This is a genomic window from Dorea phocaeensis (assembly GCF_900240315.1).
In the GTDB taxonomy this organism is placed as follows: Bacteria; Bacillota; Clostridia; order Lachnospirales; family Lachnospiraceae; genus Dorea_B; species Dorea_B phocaeensis.
This window is the reverse complement of record NZ_OEPZ01000001.1, coordinates 730,508-750,334: the sequence shown is the minus strand read 5'-3', so window position 1 is coordinate 750,334 and position 19,827 is coordinate 730,508. Positions and strand designations below refer to the sequence as shown.

General features: G+C 45.2%; 17 protein-coding genes. All 17 read left to right on the top strand.

Features of this window, described 5'->3' with window-relative positions; translation table 11 throughout:
- Window positions 1-28 precede the first annotated feature (28 nt).
- The 17 genes from C0979_RS03510 (at window position 29) to sigG (ending at window position 19,819) form a co-directional block, all read left to right on the top strand.
- The gene (locus C0979_RS03510; protein ID WP_101694662.1) at window positions 29-289 is read left to right on the top strand and encodes a hypothetical protein; all 261 of its coding nucleotides are present in this window, start codon (window positions 29-31) and stop codon (window positions 287-289) included.
- Between the two features lie 251 nt (window positions 290-540).
- Window positions 541-981 (top strand): division/cell wall cluster transcriptional repressor MraZ, encoded by a 441-nt coding sequence (gene mraZ / locus C0979_RS03505; RefSeq protein ID WP_101694661.1) that lies wholly within the window; start codon window positions 541-543, stop codon window positions 979-981.
- A 12-nt stretch (window positions 982-993) separates the two neighbouring features.
- On the top strand, window positions 994-1,929 hold the full coding sequence (gene rsmH / locus C0979_RS03500) for a 16S rRNA (cytosine(1402)-N(4))-methyltransferase RsmH (RefSeq protein WP_101694660.1): 936 nt from the start codon (window positions 994-996) through the stop codon (window positions 1,927-1,929).
- Window positions 1,930-2,002: 73 nt separating this feature from the next.
- Window positions 2,003-2,518 carry a hypothetical protein gene (locus tag C0979_RS03495; RefSeq protein ID WP_101694787.1) on the top strand — a complete coding sequence of 172 codons (516 nt, stop codon included), beginning with the start codon at window positions 2,003-2,005 and terminating at the stop codon, window positions 2,516-2,518.
- A 9-nt stretch (window positions 2,519-2,527) separates the two neighbouring features.
- Complete coding sequence (locus C0979_RS03490) at window positions 2,528-4,393, top strand: peptidoglycan D,D-transpeptidase FtsI family protein (RefSeq protein WP_101694659.1); 1,866 nt, start codon at window positions 2,528-2,530, stop codon at window positions 4,391-4,393.
- A 60-nt stretch (window positions 4,394-4,453) separates the two neighbouring features.
- Complete coding sequence (locus tag C0979_RS03485; RefSeq protein WP_101694658.1) at window positions 4,454-6,250, top strand: peptidoglycan D,D-transpeptidase FtsI family protein; 1,797 nt, start codon at window positions 4,454-4,456, stop codon at window positions 6,248-6,250.
- A 59-nt stretch (window positions 6,251-6,309) separates the two neighbouring features.
- Entirely contained in the window at window positions 6,310-7,266 is a 957-nt protein-coding gene (gene mraY / locus C0979_RS03480) for a phospho-N-acetylmuramoyl-pentapeptide-transferase (protein WP_101694657.1), read from the top strand.
- A gap of 51 nt (window positions 7,267-7,317) precedes the next feature.
- Window positions 7,318-8,670: a UDP-N-acetylmuramoyl-L-alanine--D-glutamate ligase gene (gene murD / locus C0979_RS03475; RefSeq protein ID WP_101694786.1), complete on the top strand. Its 1,353-nt coding sequence runs from the start codon at window positions 7,318-7,320 to the stop codon at window positions 8,668-8,670.
- 64 nt (window positions 8,671-8,734) lie between these two features.
- Complete coding sequence (locus C0979_RS03470) at window positions 8,735-9,781, top strand: FtsW/RodA/SpoVE family cell cycle protein (RefSeq protein WP_101694785.1); 1,047 nt, start codon at window positions 8,735-8,737, stop codon at window positions 9,779-9,781.
- Between the two features lie 40 nt (window positions 9,782-9,821).
- A complete protein-coding gene (locus C0979_RS03465) occupies window positions 9,822-10,586 on the top strand; it encodes a cell division protein FtsQ/DivIB (protein WP_101694656.1) in 765 nt (254 codons plus the stop codon).
- 135 nt (window positions 10,587-10,721) lie between these two features.
- Complete coding sequence (gene ftsZ / locus C0979_RS03460) at window positions 10,722-12,005, top strand: cell division protein FtsZ (protein WP_101694655.1); 1,284 nt, start codon at window positions 10,722-10,724, stop codon at window positions 12,003-12,005.
- 236 nt (window positions 12,006-12,241) lie between these two features.
- Window positions 12,242-13,021 (top strand): sigma-E processing peptidase SpoIIGA, encoded by a 780-nt coding sequence (locus tag C0979_RS03455; protein WP_101694654.1) that lies wholly within the window; start codon window positions 12,242-12,244, stop codon window positions 13,019-13,021.
- Between the two features lie 2 nt (window positions 13,022-13,023).
- Window positions 13,024-13,764, top strand: a complete 741-nt coding sequence (gene sigE, locus C0979_RS03450) for an RNA polymerase sporulation sigma factor SigE (protein ID WP_101694653.1) — start codon at window positions 13,024-13,026, stop codon at window positions 13,762-13,764.
- Window positions 13,765-13,813: 49 nt separating this feature from the next.
- Window positions 13,814-15,424 carry an MBL fold metallo-hydrolase RNA specificity domain-containing protein gene (locus C0979_RS03445; protein ID WP_101694652.1) on the top strand — a complete coding sequence of 537 codons (1,611 nt, stop codon included), beginning with the start codon at window positions 13,814-13,816 and terminating at the stop codon, window positions 15,422-15,424.
- A 6-nt stretch (window positions 15,425-15,430) separates the two neighbouring features.
- Window positions 15,431-17,206 (top strand): ABC transporter ATP-binding protein, encoded by a 1,776-nt coding sequence (locus C0979_RS03440; protein WP_101694651.1) that lies wholly within the window; start codon window positions 15,431-15,433, stop codon window positions 17,204-17,206.
- Window positions 17,196-18,941, top strand: a complete 1,746-nt coding sequence (locus tag C0979_RS03435) for an ABC transporter ATP-binding protein (RefSeq protein ID WP_101694650.1) — start codon at window positions 17,196-17,198, stop codon at window positions 18,939-18,941. Before C0979_RS03440 ends, C0979_RS03435 begins: the two co-directional genes overlap by 11 nt.
- Window positions 18,942-19,039: 98 nt before the next feature.
- On the top strand, window positions 19,040-19,819 hold the full coding sequence (gene sigG, locus C0979_RS03430; RefSeq protein WP_101694649.1) for an RNA polymerase sporulation sigma factor SigG: 780 nt from the start codon (window positions 19,040-19,042) through the stop codon (window positions 19,817-19,819).
- Window positions 19,820-19,827: the final 8 nt, after the last annotated feature.

Sequence of the window (19,827 nt, the reverse complement as noted above, 5' to 3'; positions counted from 1 at the left end):
TGATATCAGGATAGAAGGGACAAAAATCATGAGTCAGGAAAAAGTAGACCGCTATAAACAGGAAAAAGCAAACCGCAAAAAAAACATGAAGAAAGAAAAATTCGGTAATGTGATCCGAAAATGTGTCGTAGGTTTGGTGGGAATTGCATTGGTCGGATGGATTGGCTATTCCGCTTATACAACATATGATGCAAAGCAGCCGCAGCAGGAAGCACAGGTGGATTATACAGCAGTGAATGAGCTGTCCCAGAACCTTGCGGCCGTTCAGGTGGAGGAACCGGTTCAATAAATGGAAGCCGTGTGGTAGATTGTGGTAAAAAAGTGGTAGAAAAAGAATCATAAGAGAATAAAAATGAAGCGAGCAGGATTTTCTGCTCGTTTTTTTTCTGCGTTTTTTTAATAGATGATGTGAAAAAAACGTGAAAAGCTCTTGAAATAGATGAAAAAGTAGTTTACAATGGGTTCAAGTGGTAGAAAGTGGTGAAAAGTGGAATGAAGTGGTGACCAAGTGGTGAACCATGTGGGAGAAGGTGAGTTCTAATGTTAAAGGGGGAGTACAGTCATAATATTGACGCAAAAGGCAGATTAATTATTCCAGCCAAGTATCGTGACGATTTAGGGGAGCATTTCGTCATTACGAAAGGAATGGAGAACTGTCTGTATGTATACCCGGAGAACGAATGGGACGCCTTTGAAGAAAAATTGAACGCTTTGCCAACAACCACCGATAAGAAAGCCCGTGCATTTGCATATTTTTTCCAGGGAAGCGCCACGGATGGCGATCTGGATAAGCAGGGCAGAACTCTCATCCCTTCCGTACTCAGAGAATTTGCACATCTTGATAAAGAAGTTGTGTTTGTCGGCATGGGGAAGCGTGCTGAGATCTGGGACAAGAAAAGATGGGAAGAAAAGAATGCTGAAGTGGAACTTAACATTGAAGATATTGCATCTGATATGGAAGCAAGTGGATTCAGTATCTAAGAGGGAGAAGATATGGAATTCGTACACAAATCAGTATTACTGGATGAAACAGTAAATGGATTAAACATCAAGCCGGACGGAATTTATGTGGACGGAACACTTGGTGGAGGCGGACATGCATATGAAGTATGCAGGCGCCTTGGAAAACAGGGGAGTATTGTAGGAATAGATCAGGACGAGGCTGCGATTGAAGCGGCCGGGTTCCGATTAAAAGACTTCGGGGAGAAGGTTACAATAGTCAGGAGCAACTATTGCAATATGAAGTCAAAGCTCCAGGAATTAGGCATTGACAAGGTCGATGGAATCGTCCTTGATCTGGGCGTATCATCTTATCAGTTAGATACGGCAGAACGGGGATTTTCCTATCGTGAAGATGCGCCACTGGATATGCGGATGGATACACGTCAGAAGATGACGGCCAGGGACATCGTCAATGACTACAGTGAGATGGAACTTTATCGGGTGATCAGAGATTACGGGGAGGATAAGTTTGCTAAGAATATTGCAAAACATATTGTAATCGCACGCGAGAAAGAACCGATCGAGACGACAGGCCAGCTGACGGAAATTATCAGACAGGCCATTCCAATGAAGTATCAGAAGAAGTCTGGGCATCCGGCGAAGCGGACGTTCCAGGCAATTCGCATTGAACTAAACAGGGAGCTTGAGGTTCTTAGAGATTCATTGGATGATATGATTGAATTGTTAAATCCGGGTGGAAGATTGTGCATTATTACCTTCCATTCGCTTGAGGACAGAATTGTAAAGAGTGCATTTAAGAAAAACGAGAATCCTTGCACCTGTCCTCCGGATTTTCCTGTATGCGTATGTGGGAAGAAATCCAAGGGGAGTATTATTACTAGAAAACCAATTCTTCCAAGTGAAGAAGAATTGGCGAACAACAGTCGTTCAAAGAGTGCGAAACTTCGGATTTTTGAACGCAGTTAAGGCAAAAAAGAAAAGATTAATGTGAAAGGGGTGACTATACGTGGCGGAAAGACAGCGTTATACAGACAGACAAATGAATCAGAACTACAGAGGAAACAGCGCATCGCAGCAGATGTATGTATATGGAAATGTTGTGACCAAACCGGTTTATGATCCGGACCGCCAGGAAAAGTTGCCCGAAAGACCAAAGAAAAAGGTCAGCAGACAGGTGAAAAAGAACCGGAAGAAAGCACAGCATATGAGTCGGGGCTATGTGGTGTTTCTTGCGGTGGCTGCCATGCTTGCATTAATCGTATGTGTGAACTATGTTCGGCTGCAGTCCAGTATCGTCGATCGTTCCAAGAATATTACAATGATGCAGGAAGAATTGGCTGATATGAAGGAAGAGAATACCACCCGTCAAAATGCTGTGATGGATTCGGTTAATTTGGATGAAGTAAGAGATCGTGCTCAGAATGATCTCGGAATGGTTTATGCTTCACCGGAACAAATTGTGGAGTATGAAAACCCGGCAACCGATTACGTAAAACAGTATGAGGAGATTCCAAAAGACGGTGTGCTTGCACAGTCGGATAAGACTTCAAGATAGGTTGGAATTATGGCAAAAAAGAAAACGAATTTTTTTAAAAAGAAATTTTCCAAACTGATGCAGAAAAAGCTAGTAATGTTGTTTATGGCAATTATACTAGCTTTTGTTTTCTTGGTGGGAAGAATTACCTATATCAATGCATCAAGTGGAGACAAATATACGAAGACAGTATTGGATCAGCAGCAGTATGACAGTCGGATCATTCCCTTTAAAAGAGGTGATATCGTAGACCGTAACGGTACAAAGATTGCTACCAGCGAGCGTGTTTACAACGTCATTTTGGATGTAAAAGTGATGCTTAGCAATGAGGATTATGTGGAGCCGACGATAGAGGTTCTGAAAAGCTGCTTTGAGATTGACGAAGAAGAGATTCGGACGTTGATAAAAGAAAATTCCTCCGGCAGATATAATGTATTGAAGAAGGGCGTATCTTATGAAAAGGCGCTGGAGTTTCGCGAGATTGAAGAAGACGAAAAGAAGTATTCGGATGTAAAGGGAATCTGGTTAGAAGAAGATTATGTGAGAACATATCCCTATCAAACGCTGGCCTGTGATGTGGTTGGGTTTACTGTAGATGGAAATGTGGGAAGCAACGGAATAGAAGCATCCTATAATTCGGTTCTGAATGGTACGGATGGGCGAGAGTATGGTTACCTGGATGCAGGTTCCTCTTTTGAGCGTACAGTCAAAGAACCGGAAAACGGAAGCACGGTCGTTTCGACGATCGATCTGCAGGTACAAAGTATTGTAGAAAAACACGTTCTGGCATTTAATGAGGCGCATAAAAATGAATTTGCAGAAGGTGAAGGAAGTAAGAATACGGCGGTGGTTGTGATGAATCCGCAGAATGGAGAGATCCTGGCGGAGGCCTCTTATCCGAACTATGATCTGAATCATCCAAGAGATTTAAGTGCGTATTACACAGAGGAAGAGCTGGAAGCCATGGGTGATGAAGAGAAACTGGATGTGCTGAATAATCTGTGGAATAACTTCTGTGTCAGTGATACCTATGAACCTGGCTCCACGTTTAAACCATTTACGATTGCTGCGGGGCTGGAAAATGGGACTCTGACAGGAGAAGAAGGCTACATGTGCGGAGGTGTGCTGCATGTGGGGGACCATGATATTCATTGCAGCAACCGGAAAGGGCATGGACCTCAGACATTGAAACAATCGCTGGAAAACTCCTGCAATGTAGCGTTGATGGAGATTGGAGAGAGTTTGGGAGCAGAAGAGTTCTGCCGTTATCAGAAATTGTTTGGATTTGGAGAATATACAGGAATCGATCTTCCGGGAGAAGGTTCTACAGAAGGACTTTTGTATACGCCGGAAAATATGGATGCCGCCAGTCTTGCGACGAATGCTTTTGGTCAGAACTTTAATGTGACGATGACTCAGCTGGCTGCTTCGTTCTGTTCGCTGGTTAATGGCGGAGATTATTACAAGCCTCATGTGGTAAAACAGATCCAGGATGAGAATGGAAATGTGACAGAGACGAAGGATCCGGTTTTATTAAAGAAGACGATTTCCAAGGAAAGCAGTGATTTGATCAAAGATTATATGCTGGGCGTTGTTCAGGAAGGAACAGGAGCTTCAGCTGGTGTAGAAGGATACGATATCGGAGGAAAAACAGGTACGGCTGAGAAGCTGCCGCGAGGCAATGGCAAATATCTGGTTTCATTTATTGGGTATGCACCGCAGGAAAATCCGGAAGTGGTGGTGTATGTGGTTGTGGATGAACCGAATGTTGCAGGTCAAGCATCCAGCACGTATGCAACAGAGCTCGCTTCTGATATTATGGAAGAAATCTTCCCGTATCTGGGAGTCCCGAAAGCAGTGCCTGCAGATGCGGCAGAGGGAGCAGTGACAAATTAAGCAGAATAACCTTACAACAGACCTAATAAATTAATAGAAAGGCTGTTGTGAGGTTTTTTTATGGGAAAAAATAAAACATATCACAAAAAGAAGATGCTGGTGGTGTTCTTATGTGCAGTTTGTATGATTTTGGGATTGTTGGGAAGGCTTTGCTATCTAATGGTTTTTGATGCAAAGTATTATCAGCAAAAAGCGCAGGAGCTGCATGAACGGGAACGGGAAATCAAAGCCGCCAGAGGGGAGATTGTGGATGCGAACGGAACAGTGCTTGCCACCAACCGCACGGTTTGTACGATTTCGGTGATCCACAGTCAGATTGAGAATGTAGAGGAAGTGGTGGCAGCGCTTTCTTCGGCGCTTGAAATGGACGAGGAAGAGGTAAGAAAACGGGTGGAGAAGGTATCCTCAATGGAGCGGATCCGAACGAACGTAGATAAGGAGACGGGGGATAAGATTCGTGATTTGGAGCTTCCGGGTGTAAAAGTAGACGAAGATTTCAAACGGTATTATCCCTATCAGGAATTGGCGTCAAAGGTGCTTGGATTTACAGGAGGAGACAATCAGGGGATTGTGGGATTGGAGGTAAAGTACGAGGAGTATCTGAAAGGAATCAATGGAAGGATTCTAACGACCACAGATGCCAGAGGGATGGAATTGGAAGCTGTGGCGGAAAATCGGGTGGAGCCGATACCGGGGCATACCCTTCAGATCAGTCTGGATTATAATATCCAGACCTATGCACAGCAGATGGCAGAAAAGGTGATGGAAGAAAAACAGGCGGATCAGGTGGAGATTTTGCTGATGAATCCTCAAAATGGAGAGATTCTCGCTATGGTAAATGTGCCGGAGTTTAATCTGAATGCACCTTTTACTCTTCCTACAGAAGGAGAGCTGGAAAAGGAGAATGAAAGTTCTAAACGAAGAACGACAGAACAAGAAAGGATGACGGCAGAGGAAAAGCAGGATGCTTTAAATCAGATGTGGCGCAATGGCTGTATCAATGATACCTATGAACCGGGATCCACATTTAAGATTATTACAGCAGCCGCGTGTCTGGAAGAGGGGGCGGTACACTTAGATGATACCTTTTCCTGCCCCGGCTACCGGGTGGTGGAAGATCGTAAAATTCGCTGTCACAAGACGGGAGGTCATGGAACGGAGACTTTTGTGCAGGGAATTCAGAATTCCTGTAATCCGGTGTTTATCGATATTGGACAGCGCTTGGGAGTGGATCATTTTTATCGATATTTTGAACAGTTTCAGATGATGGAGCCAACAGGAGTTGATTTGCCGGGAGAGGCATCCACGATTATGCATCAAAAAGAAAATGTAGGGCTGGTGGAACTTGCAACGATGAGCTTTGGGCAGTCTTTTCAGGTGACACCCATTCAAATGGCGGCTACGGTTAGCTCACTGATTAACGGAGGGAAAAGGGTGACGCCGCATTTGGGAGTCCGGGTATGCGACTTTAAGGGGGAGGAAGTAAAGAAGTTTGGTTATGGAAATGGAGAGCGGATCGTATCGGAAGAGACGTCAAAAATCATGCAGCGTCTGCTTGAAAGTGTTGTCTCCGAAGGATCCGGAAAGAATGCATACGTTGAAGGTTATGCAGTCGGGGGAAAGACGGCGACATCCCAGACGCTGCCTCGAAGCGCCAATAAATATATTTCTTCTTTTATAGGGTTTGCACCGGCTGATGATCCGCAAGTGTTGGGAATGTGTGTGATTGATAATCCGAAAGGGATTTACTATGGAGGAACGATAGCAGCGCCTGTGATCGGTAATATTTTTGAAAGCATATTCCCCTATCTTGGCATTGAAAAAGAACAGGAAATGCAGTATACTAGGGAAGGTTAGGGGAGGGAGAAGCCCCTATGTAAAAGGAAAGAATAACAAAAGAAACGAAGAGGTGGATTATGGATTATACAGTATTTATTCCGGTATTGATATCATTTGCACTGAGTGTGATTATGGGACCGTTGATTATACCGGTACTCAGAAAACTAAAGATGGGACAGACAGAGCGGGAAGATGGTGTGAAGTCTCACCTGAAAAAGGCGGGAACACCGACCATGGGAGGCGTGATCATCTTATTGAGTATTGTCATTACTTCTGTGTTTTATCTGAAGGATTATCCAAAGATCATTCCGATTCTGTTTGTGACGCTGGGCTTTGGTCTGATCGGATTTCTGGATGATTATTTAAAAGTTGTGATGAAGCGTTCTGACGGGTTGTTTCCGAAGCAGAAAATGGCGCTTCAGATCGTGGTGACGGCGATTTTTGCATTTTATCTGGTGAAATTTACGGATGTATCACTGAAAATGCTGATCCCATTTTCCGGAGGAAAGTATCTGGATCTTGGATGGTTTGCGATTGTGCTGTTGTTCATCGCAGTGATTGGAACCGTAAATGGTGTGAATTTTACGGATGGACTGGACGGGTTGGCTTCTAGTGTAACCGTTCTGGTAGCAACTTTCTTTACTGTAGTGGCGATCGGAACCAAGAGCGGAATCGAGCCGGTGACCTGTGCGGTTGTGGGTGCGCTGCTTGGATTTTTACTGTTTAATGTGTATCCGGCCAGCGTGTTTATGGGAGATACAGGATCTTTGGCTCTTGGCGGATTCGTTGCATCGACCGCTTATATGCTGCAGATGCCGATTTTTATCATTATCGTCGGTTTGATTTACATGGTAGAAGTGTTATCTGTTATGATTCAGGTTACTTACTTTAAAAAGACGGGTGGAAAACGAATTTTCAAAATGGCGCCGATTCATCACCATTTTGAATTGTGTGGATGGTCAGAGACTCGAGTTGTAGCAGTATTCTCCATTATTACGGCTATCCTGTGCCTGGTTGCTTTGATGGCAATGTAGTCAGGAAAGACGATGGAGAAATGCGTGGCAGGAGAGAAGGAGATAGAGATGATGGATGTAACAGGAAAGAAGGTTCTCGTCTTTGGTTCTGGGATCAGCGGAATCGGTGCGGTAAAACTTTTGGAAACGCATGGAGCAAAAGTTGTGCTCTATGATGGGAACAATGCATTGAAAGCAGAAGAGGTAAAAGAACGTCTGACACCAGGAAGCAGAGCGGAAGTTGTGATTGGAACATTCCCGGAAGAACTTCTTTCGGAGCTGGATCTGGTTGTGTTAAGCCCTGGCGTTCCAACGGATCTTCCGATTGTAGAAGCCATGAAGGCGCAGAAGATACGTGTGATTGGAGAGATTGAGCTTGCTTATCAGTATGGCAGAGGGGATGTGCTGGCAATTACTGGTACCAATGGGAAGACAACAACAACGTCTCTTCTGGGCGAGATTATGAAGAATTATCAGGATGATGTCTATGTAGTAGGCAATATCGGGAATCCATATACCATCGTGGCAGATGATATGACTGATCAGACGATTACAGTGGCAGAAATGAGTAGTTTTCAGTTGGAGACGATTGACAGCTTTCGGCCAAAAGTCAGTGCTATTTTGAATTTTACGCCGGATCATTTGAATCGGCATCACACGATGGAAGCTTATGTTAATGCGAAGAAGAATATCGCCAGGAATCAGACAGAAGAAGATTTCTGCATTTTGAATTATGAGGATGAATTGACGCGGGAATTTGGAAAAAAGATTCGTGCGAAGGTTCTGTATTTCAGCAGCCGGCATACATTAGAAGAGGGGATTTACCTGGAAGAAGGGAAGATAATCCTGGCTTATGGGAAAAAGCAGGAAGTATGTGCGGTAGAGGATTTGAAGATTCTTGGAACACACAATTATGAAAATGTGATGGCGGCGGCAGCTATGGCTTATGTGTATGGTGTGCCGATGGATGTAATCCGAAAGAGTGTGAAAGTATTTGGCGGCGTGGAACACCGGATTGAATACGTGACGGAGAAAAATGGTGTAGCTTACTACAATGACTCTAAGGGTACCAATCCAGATGCTGCGATCAAGGGAATCCAGGCGATGAACCGTCCGACCGTGCTGATCGGAGGCGGATACGATAAGGATTCTGTCTATACAGAATGGATAGAAAGCTTTGACGGTAAGGTGAAGAAGCTGATCCTGGTTGGCGAGACGAAAGAGAAGATTGCAAGAGACGCAGATGCCTGTGGTTTCCATGACTATGTGTTTGCAGATACATTTGAGGAGGCAGTTCTTCTGGCGGCGAAGACGGCTGAGAACGGAGATGCAGTACTTTTGTCACCGGCCTGTGCAAGCTGGGGAATGTTTCCGAATTATGAAGTACGCGGAGAGAAGTTTAAAGAAATTGTAAATTCCTTATAAGAGGTGGCGTACATTGACCGGACGAAGGGACAGTCAGGTGGGAAAAAGAAAATATGATGTTGTAATGCTTGCTGTACTTGCAGCGCTCCTTGCGATGGGGCTTGTCATCCTTTACAGTACCAGCGCTTACAACGGAGAAGTAAAGTTTCACGATTCGTTCTACTATCTGAAGAAACAGATCTTTGCAACCCTTCTTGGAATAGCAGGAATGTTTATGGTGGCGAGAATGGATTATCATATCTGGAAACGCTTTGCATGGCTGGGTTATGCGACGGCTGTTTTATTGTCGCTGGCGGTTCTGTTCGTGGGAGATGAATACAATGGGTCCAAAAGATGGTTGTCTTTAGGACCCTTTTCTTTTCAGCCTTCTGAGTATGCGAAGGTGGCGGTGATCATCTTCCTTGCCTGCATAGTCAGCCGTGATGCGGTACGGATGGGGAAGATGCGGACAATGGCAAGGGTGATGCTCTTAATTCTTCCTATTGTGGGCCTGGTGGGAGCCAGCAACTTAAGTACGGCGATCATCATTCTCGGAATCGGAGGCGTCCTGATCTTTACGGCGAGTCCGAAGTATAGACAGTTTGTGGTGATGGGGCTTGCGGGAGTAGGATTTTTGGGCGTATTTCTTGCCTTGGAAAGCTATCGTCTGGAACGCCTTGCGATTTGGAGAAATCCGGAGGCGTATGAAAAGGGGTATCAGACCCTTCAGGGGCTCTATGCCATTGGCTCCGGCGGACTATTTGGAAGGGGATTGGGGCAGAGCGTTCAGAAGCTGGGATTTGTGCCGGAGGCACAAAACGATATGATTTTCTCGATTATCTGCGAGGAGATCGGATTGTTTGGAGCCGGTTTTCTGATGCTGTTATTTTTAATTCTGATATGGCGCTTTTTCGTGATTGCGACCCATGCCAAAGATTTATTTGGTGCGCTGATTGCGTGCGGTGCCATGGCGCATATGATGATTCAGGTGATTCTAAACATTGCAGTAGTGACAAATACGATTCCGAATACGGGAATTACACTTCCCTTTGTCAGTTATGGCGGAACGTCAGTTGTATTCCTGCTTTTGGAAATGGGGCTTGTGCTTAGCGTATCATCTTTGGTAAAATAAACTGATAAATAAAACACCGATGAAAAGAGGAATATAGAAAATGAAAAAAACAGAACAGCGGGAAGAGAAAACGACCAAGAAGAAAAAGACGCACCGATTGTATGCGTTTGTAGTACTTCTTTTGGCGGCGGCGATTCTTGCTTTGGGGATATTGATTCTGTTCTATGTACAGGAAATAGAAGTCAGTGGAAATGAGTACAGTACGGATCAGGAAATTGTAGATATGGTGAAGAATGATAAGTATTCTGTAAATACGCTGTATATTCTTGGAAAGTACGCTTTGGGAAAAGGTGAGAAGCTTCCCTGCCTGGAGAACTTAAAGATTCATATGAAAGCACCTTGGGCGCTGGAAATTAAGGTGAAGGAAAAGCCGATTATCGGATATGTCCAAAATGGGCAGGAGTATGCATATTTTGACAAAGAGGGAACGGTGGTTGCCCAGTCTACCGCGGCCATAGAAGGGATTCCGAGGGTGGAAGGCATTGAGGTAAAAGGGATCAGCCTCTATGGGCAGCTGAAGTCGGAGGATACCAGGATTTTTGAGGAAATTCTGGACGCTACACAGGAGATCAGTAAGCATGAGCTTTCGTCGGACCGAATTGTCTGCATCAACCATGAGCTGTATCTTTACATTGGAAATGTCTGCGTCGGTCTGGGGAAAACGGTTACTCCAGAGCAGATTGCACAGATTCGTCCGATTTTGGAAAAGCTTGGAGATCAAGAAGGAACCCTGCATTTGGAAAATTATTCGGAGACAAGTACGACAATTACCTTTGATAAAGGGGAATTTCCGCAAGAAAATTAATAAAAATAAATAAATTCTATTGATCTTTTATACAAAAGTCTATATTATATAGTTATATATGGCAAAACTGAACTTTTTCAGCGCTTATGTATGGGATGTATAATATATAATGAGGAAACAAAGGAGGAGAAACCCTTGCTAGAAATTAAGACGAACGAATCAGAAGCGGCGGCAAAAATTATTGTTGTTGGAGTTGGAGGCGGTGGAAATAACGCTGTAAACCGAATGATTGACGAACAGATTGCCGGCGTTGAATTTATCGCTATTAATACAGATAAACAGGCACTTCAGTTATGTAAGGCACCAACCCTTATGCAGATTGGTGACAAGATTACCAAAGGACTGGGAGCAGGAGCAAGACCAGAGATTGGTGAGAAGGCAGCAGAAGAGAGTGCAGAAGAAGTTTCCGCTGCATTAAAAGGTGCAGACATGGTATTCGTTACCTGTGGAATGGGTGGAGGTACCGGAACCGGAGCAACACCAGTCGTTGCACGGATTGCAAAAGAGCAGGGAGCATTGACGGTTGGCGTTGTAACAAAGCCGTTCCGTTTCGAGTCCAAGACCCGTATGAATAATGCTCTTGCTGGAATTGAAAAATTAAAAGAGAGTGTAGATACACTGATTGTTATTCCAAATGACAAGCTTTTGGAAGTGGTGGACAGACGTACAACCATGCCGGAGGCTCTGAAGAAAGCGGATGAGGTTCTGCAGCAGGGTATTCAGGGTATTACCGACCTGATTAATGTACCTTCTTTGATTAACCTTGACTTTGCTGACGTACAGACGGTTATGACGGACAAAGGTATTGCGCATATCGGTATCGGTCAGGGCCGTGGTGATGATAAAGCGCTGGAGGCTGTGAAGCAGGCTGTAGCAAGTCCTCTTCTTGAGACCACGATTGCAGGAGCATCCCATGTTATTATTAATGTATCTGGTGATATCACATTGATGGATGCGTCAGATGCGGCAGAATATGTACAGGAGCTGGCAGGAGAAGATGCCAACATTATTTTCGGTGCGATGTACGACGATTCTAGAGCAGATGAAGCTACGATTACGGTTATTGCGACAGGTCTGCATAATGTAGGAGGAAGCGCTTCAAAGTTAAAATCTAGATTGGAGAATTCGAGAATGTCTTCTATGCCTCATGCATCTGCATCTGCGTCTCAGAATTATGAGAGACAGACTCAGAATGCTTCAGCAGCAAAGCCTACGAGAACTGCTCCGGCAAGACAGACAAGTACTAGAACAGCATCTTCAGCGGGATTGGATCTTGGTATGGCATCACCTAGAAATGGTGCGGGAACGACCACTAGAAGACCGGTAGGCGGAACCGCTCCGACATTGGAGACACCAAAGACTCCAACAAGCAGAGTGAAAGAGCAGTCTATTAAGATTCCGGATTTCTTTAAGAAATAAGAATGTTTTAACAGTTATTATACTTAAAAATTTAAACAGGGTTCATTTGCAGATGCAGATGGACTCTGTTTTTTTAATATTTATTTTTGCGGAAACGCAGGGAAAATTTGTCGAACGAAAATCCGAACAGGCAACAGCTTCTGACAAAATCTTTCGGCCACGGCTCGTATAATATGTCTTGCTTAACAATCAGACTGACCGGTGAATAACGAAGGCGGAAGAAGGTGAATGCGTGCATGGAACTGTATCTGGATGTGTTTTTCACGGTAAACTTTATGATGGATTATCTGACACTTTTGCTTTTGGGGAAAATGTTGAAGCGAGAGGTTTCTATGGGACGGCGTTGCTTTGGGGCGTTTCTGGGAAGTGTTTTTACTTGTTTGGTGGTAATTCTTCCGATTCCATCTGCGGTTTTGAAGTATGCTCTTCTGTACATACCGGTTAGTCTTGTAATGATCATAACAGGACTTGGAATTCATCGGGGAAGAGAGCTGGCGAAGGCGTGGATATTTCTCCATATCGGCGGAATCTTTCTTGGCGGTGTGATGGAGCTGCTCCAGCCCTATCTGCGGATGGGAAGCTTGTTCTTTCTGTTGGCGGTGCTTAGCTATTTGGTAGTCTCTGCTCTCTGGGATTTGGCGGTGTGCCAGATCCGGCAGAATCGGAATCGGATGCGTATCCGTCTGAAGAAAGGAGAGAAGGAGTGTGAGGTGAAGGCTCTTGTGGATACCGGAAATACGTTGACGGATATCTGGAGCGGGAAACCGGTGTCGGTACTTAGCAGGGAGACGGCAGAGAAGCTTTGGGAGCAGGGGGAAGAGCCGTTTCGCTATATTCCATACCATTCTATCGGAAAAGAGGCGGGAGTCATGCCGCTTTTTGAACTGGATGGGATATGGATAGAGGAAAGAAAATGCTGGATCGAGCACCCTTTGGCCGCTGTTGGAGAAGGAAATCTTAGCGGAGATGATTACCAGATGATTCTGAATCCTGATATATTTACAGGAGGAGTATAATTATGGTAATTAAAGTAGCGGTACCTCATCAATTCAAATTCAAAGTTGTTCCGGATCTTAGGACGCTTCTTTTCCCGGATAAGAAGGATATTCACTATATCGGGGGAGCGGATATTTTGCCGGCGCCTTTGAACGCGGAAGAAGAAGCGACAGCGATCAGCCATTTGGGATCAGAAGAGGATGAACTGGCTAAAAAAATTTTGATTGAACATAATTTGAGGCTGGTGGTATACATAGCGAAAAAGTTTGATAATACAGGGGTTGGGGTAGAGGATTTGATTTCTATTGGTACGATTGGGTTAATAAAAGCAATTAATACGTTTAATCCGGAGAAGAATATCAAGCTTGCCACATATGCGTCGCGCTGTATTGAAAATGAGATTTTGATGTATCTTAGAAGAAACAATAAGACGAAGCTGGAGGTATCCATCGATGAGCCACTGAATGTGGATTGGGATGGGAATGAACTTCTGCTGTCGGATATTCTGGGAACGGAGGAGGATACGATTTACCGGGATTTAGAGCAGGAAGCAGAGAAGAAAGTATTGCTTCGAGCAATCGGGAGGCTGTCAGGAAGAGAACGAACGATTATTAAGATGCGGTTTGGACTTGGGATGCCGGACGGAGAAGAGAAGACGCAAAAAGAGGTGGCGGATCTTCTGGGGATTTCGCAGTCTTATATTTCAAGACTGGAAAAAAAGATTATGCAGAGATTAAAACGTGAGATCGTAAAGTATTCATAGAAACAATGAGAAAAAGGTGTTACAATGAAAAGAAAAAGGGGTTGGGTATATGAGACTTAATTTTTATGGTGCAGCTCACGAAGTGACAGGAAGCTGTCATCTGCTGGAAGCATGTGGAAAGAATATCCTGATCGACTGCGGAATGGAGCAGGGACCGGATCTCTATGAGAATCAGCAGCTTCCGGTTACTGCGGGAGATATTGACTACATTCTTTTGACCCATGCGCATATTGACCACTCCGGAAATATTCCGCTGCTCTGCAAGCAGGGATTTGTGGGAGAAGTGGTAACTACATTTGCTACGGCAGATCTCTGTAATATTATGCTCCGTGACAGTGCGCATATTCAGGAATTTGAGGCAGAATGGCGGAATCGAAAGGCGAGACGAAGCGGAGGCGAACTGTATGAGCCGGTGTATACGATGGCGGATGCAGATGCGGCGATTAAGCTTCTGGCTCCCTGTGATTATGAGCAGAGGATTACACTGTGTGAAGGCATTGAAGTGGAATTTCACGATATCGGTCATCTGCTTGGATCTGCCTGCATTGAAGTGTGGGTAACAGAAGGGGACATAACGAAGAAGATTGTGTTCTCAGGAGATGTGGGAAATACCAATCAACCGATTATCCGGGATCCGGGGAAAGTGTCGGAGGCGGATTATGTGGTGATTGAATCCACTTATGGAGACCGCACGCACGGAGAGGAACGGCCGGATTATGTGGGAGAATTTACGCGGATTCTTCGAGAGACATTTTTCCGCGGCGGGAATGTGGTGATTCCGTCTTTTGCGGTAGGAAGGACGCAGGAGCTTTTGTATTTTATCCGGGAGATCAAAGAGAGAGATCTGTTGCCGGAATTTCGGGGATTTGAGGTTTATGTAGACAGCCCGTTAGCAATTGAAGCAACGAATGTTTTTAATAAAAATGTGAAATCCTGTTTTGATGAAGAGGCGATGGCCTTAGTAGAACAGGGAATCAACCCGCTGATTTTTCCGGGTCTTAAGACGACGATTACCAGTGAGGAGTCGAAGCTGATCAACTTTGACGAGAAGCCGAAGGTGATTATTTCGGCATCCGGCATGTGTGAAGCGGGAAGAATCAGGCACCATTTGAAACACAATCTGTGGCGTTCGGAGTGTACGGTTTGTTTTGTGGGATACCAGGCGGTTGGAACGCTGGGACGCAAGTTGATTGAAGGGGCGGAGTCGGTGAAGCTTTTCGGGGACAGTATTACCGTGAATGCCAAAATTGAAGTCTTGAAAGGAATTAGCGGACATGCGGATCAGAAGGGACTCCTTGATTGGCTGAAAGGCTTTGAACAAAAACCGGATCGTGTGATTGTGGTACATGGAGAAGATACCGTGACGGATCATTTTGCAGGTCTGGTAGAGGAAACGATCGGATGTCCGGCCTTTGCGCCGTATTCTGGAGGATGTGTAGATCTGGCAACGGGCGAGATTGTAACGGAAGGTATAAAAATGCCGAAGAAGGCGGCAGAAAAACCGGTTAAAATTCGGGCAGACCATGCCTTTAACCGTGTGGTTGCAGCTGCCAAGCGGCTCCTTGAGGTGGTTTACAAGCAGGAAGGGCTGGCGAATAAAGACTTGGCAAAGTTAGAAAGCCAGATTCAGAATTTGACGGAGAAGTGGGATCGAGAGTAAGAACAAATGAAGCGTTTAGGGAAATATTTTCAAGGTTATAAAGTAAGGACGGTGACGGCACCTCTGTTTAAATGCCTGGAGGCATGTTTGGAACTGTTGGTTCCACTGGTGGTTGCAGGCATGATTGATCACGGAATTCGAGAAGAGGATTCCGCGTATGTATTAAAAATGGCAGGAGTTTTGCTTTTGTTAGCGGTGATCGGGCTGGTGTGCTCGATCACCGCGCAGTATTTTGCGGCGCGGGTTGCCATTCATGTGGGAACGGGACTTCGGCGGGATTTGTTTCAGAAAATTCTAAGTCTTGGTTATGCGGAGATTGACGAGTCGGGAACCTCGACATTGATTACAAGGATGACGTCGGACATCAATCAGGTGCAGAATGGAATTAATATGTTTCTGCGCCTGTTTATGCGTTCACCGTTCATTGTTTTTGGAGCGATGGCGATGGCGTTTACTGTGGATGGGAAGGCGGCGATTCTGTTTGCGGTGGCGATTCCGGTTCTTTCGATCATCGTGTTTTCTATTATGCTCTGTTCCATGCCGCTTTATAAAAAAGTGCAGAGGCAATTGGATCGGGTGGTGTTGATGACCAGAGAGAATCTTCTTGGAGCCAGAGTCATCCGTGCATTTAACCGGCAGAGCCAGGAACAAGAAGAATTTCAGAGGGAGCAGGATCGACTGGCTGCTTTTCAGGTTTTCGTAGGAAAGATCTCGGCGCTTTTAAATCCATTGACGTACATTGTAGTGAATCTGGCGGTGATGGGCCTCCTCTATACAGGAGGAATCCGCGTAGATGCCGGAAGTCTGACGCAGGGACAAGTGGTTGCGCTGGTGAATTATATGCTGCAGATTTTGGCAGAGCTGATGAAGCTGGCAGATCTGATTATTCTTATGACGAAGGCGTCCGCTTGTCTGTCAAGAGTGAACGCTGTGTTTGAATTGGAGTCAGAGCAGCAGAAGGCAGTAGGTTTAAAGGAGGAGTCCAATCTGGAGGGGGACCGGAAGAGACAAGAAGGCGCAAATGCTAAGAAGGGCTTTCTGGAATTTGACGATGTTAGTTTCATTTATCCGGGAAGTCAAAGTACAAGTTTAAGTCATTTGACATTTTCGGCAGAAAGAGGACAGACGATTGGGATTATCGGAGGAACCGGAAGTGGAAAGACGACACTTATCAATCTGATTCCAAGGTTTTATGATGTCCGGCAGGGAGAGATCCGCATTGACGGCGTTCCGATTTGGCAGATGGATGTTGCGGCGCTTCGGGCGATGATAGGAGTTGTTCCTCAGAATCCGGTACTTTTTCAGGGAACCCTTCGGGATAACTTGAAGTGGGGAAAGAAGGATGCAAAGGATGCAAAGCTAAAAGAAGCGCTTCAAATTGCGCAGGCAGCAGAATTTGTAGAACAAAAGAAGGAGGGACTGGATCTTAGAATTGAACAGAATGGAAGGAATCTAAGCGGAGGTCAGAAGCAGCGCCTAACCATAGCAAGGGCGCTTGTGAAGGAACCGCAGATTCTGATTCTGGATGACGCTTCTTCCGCGCTTGATTATGCTACCGATGCAGCGCTTCGGAAGTCCTTAAATGAACAGAATAAAGAGCGTTTGGTGTTCCTGGTATCTCAGAGGGTATCGGCAGTTCGATATGCAGATCAGATCTTGGTATTGGAGGAAGGTGCGCTTGCAGGGGTGGGAACACATGAAAGCCTATTGGCAGAATGTGGTGTCTATCGGGAAATCTGCCAGTCGCAGCTGGGAGAGGAGGTGTCGAAAGATGGACGGTAAGAGAAACCAAACGATCCGGAGAATTCTGAAGTATATTGCCAGGTACCGGGGGCGTGTAATTTTGTCCATTCTGTTGGCGGCAGTGTCGGTTGCTGCGACCCTTTATATTCCCATTCTGATTGGTCAGGGCGTTGATCAGATTATCGGAGCGGAAGCAGTAGAGTTTAAGGAACTTTTGCAGATTCTTAAAAAAATTGGGATTTTGACGATTCTAATTGCGATCCTTCAATGGCTGAAAAACCATATTAATAATCAGGTAACATACTATGTGGCAGAAGATATTCGGGTACGGGCGTTTGCACAGCTGCAGAAGCTTCCGTCTGGATATCTTGACAGCCATCCATCTGGGGATATTGTAAGTCGGATTATCACAGACACAGATCAGTTCTCGGAAGGTCTTTTGATGGGATTTACACAGCTGTTCACCGGTGTTATGACCCTTGGCGGCACATTGTTGTTCATGCTGGGAATTCATCCGGTTATTACCGCAGTTGTAGTAGCGGTAACGCCTCTTTCTTTTTTTGTGGCACGGTTTATTGCGAAAAAGACCTTTTCGATGTTCCAGCATCAGTCCCGCACGCGGGGAGAGATGACTTCGTTTACAGATGAGATGATTGAAAATCTAAAGGTGGTAAAAGCGTTTTCTCAGGAGAAGGAAGCGGGGGAACGGTTCGAGAAATTAAACGAGAATCTGGCGGGATATTCCATGAAGGCGACTTTCTTTTCATCGATTGTAAATCCATCCACCCGGTTTGTAAATTCCATTGTCTATGCGGCGGTGGGAGTCATTGGAGCACTGCTGGCTATTCGGGGAGCCATTACTGTGGGGCAGTTGACCAGCTTTTTGAACTATGCCAATCAGTATACGAAACCTTTCAATGAAATTTCCGGGGTGGTGACGGAACTTCAGAATTCGCTGGTGTCTGCAGAGCGGGTTTTTGCGCTGATTGACGAGCCGACGATTCCAGAAGAGAAAGAGACGGTTCGGGAACTTGAGAATGTGGAAGGATACGTAGATCTGGAACATGTCTCTTTTTCCTATACACCAGAGCGGCCGCTGATTCAGGATTTGAATCTTCATGTGAAGCCAGGGCAGAGAATTGCGATTGTGGGTCCGACAGGATGTGGAAAATCGACGCTTATCAATCTTCTGATGCGGTTCTATGATGTAGATGAGGGAGAGATCCGTCTGGATGGAATCCGGCAGGATGAATTGACGAGAAACAGCGTTCGAGCCAGTTTTGGAATGGTGCTGCAGGAGACGTGGCTGAAATCTGCCACCGTTTGGGAAAATATTGCTTACGGACGCCCGAATGCATCCAGAGAAGAGATTATAAAGGCGGCAAAAGAAGCCTATTGCGACGGTTTTATCAACCGGCTTCCAAATGGATATGATACGGTGCTGGGAGAGGATGGCAGCATATTGTCTCAGGGGCAGAAGCAGCTTTTGTGTATTGCGCGTGTGATGCTTTGTCTTCCGTCGATGTTGATTCTTGATGAGGCAACATCGTCCATTGATACCAGAACAGAACTGAAAATTCAGAATGCGTTTGCACATATGATGGAAGGAAGAACTTCGTTTGTGGTGGCACACCGTCTTTCTACCATTCAGGAGGCAGATCAGATTCTGGTGATGAAGGACGGTGCGATTATTGAACAGGGGAACCACAGAGAATTATTGGAACGTAACGGATTTTATGCAGACCTTTATCATGCGCAGTTTGTCAAGTCCTAAAACTTTTTTTATTTTCACGGGAAACAGAATAACATAGAAGCATCTGGAGAACCTTCCTACTAGACAACATCGATGGATCTGGTAGGAGGGTTTTATTTATGGCACAGGGAAAAGTAGAGATTTGCGGAGTCAATACGTCAAGACTGCCTGTCTTGAAGGAAGAAGAAAAGGAAGCGCTGTTTGTCCGGATTAAGGCTGGCGATGAGGAAGCGAAGGAAACGTATATCAAGGGGAATTTGCGCCTGGTATTAAGCGTAATCAAACGGTTTGGCGCCAGCAATGAAAATCCTGACGATCTGTTCCAGATTGGCTGTATTGGGCTTATTAAGGCGATCAATAACTTCAATACAGAGCTGGATGTGAAATTTTCGACCTATGCGGTTCCCATGATCGTTGGAGAGATCCGTAGATATATGAGGGATAACAATTCTATCCGGGTCAGCCGGTCACTGCGGGATACGGCATATAAGGCGATTTATGCAAAAGAAAATTATGTGAAGCGTTATTTGAAAGAGCCGACCATTCAAGAGATTGCTTCTGAGATTGGAATCTCCAAAGAAGATATTGTATTTGCCCTGGACGCTATTCAGGTGCCTATGAGCTTGCAGGAGCCGGTTTACAATGACGGTGGAGATGCTCTTTACGTGATGGATCAGATCAGCGATACTAAGAATAAAGAGGAGAAATGGATAGAAAATCTGTCCCTGGAAGCAGCGATGAATCGGTTAAATAAACGGGAACGTCATATTATTACCCTTCGCTTTTTTGAAGGGAAAACACAGATGGAGGTGGCTGATGAGATTCATATTTCGCAGGCGCAGGTAAGCCGTCTGGAAAAAAATGCCTTGAAGGTGATGCGGCAGTATCTGGAAGGGTAACAGATTTT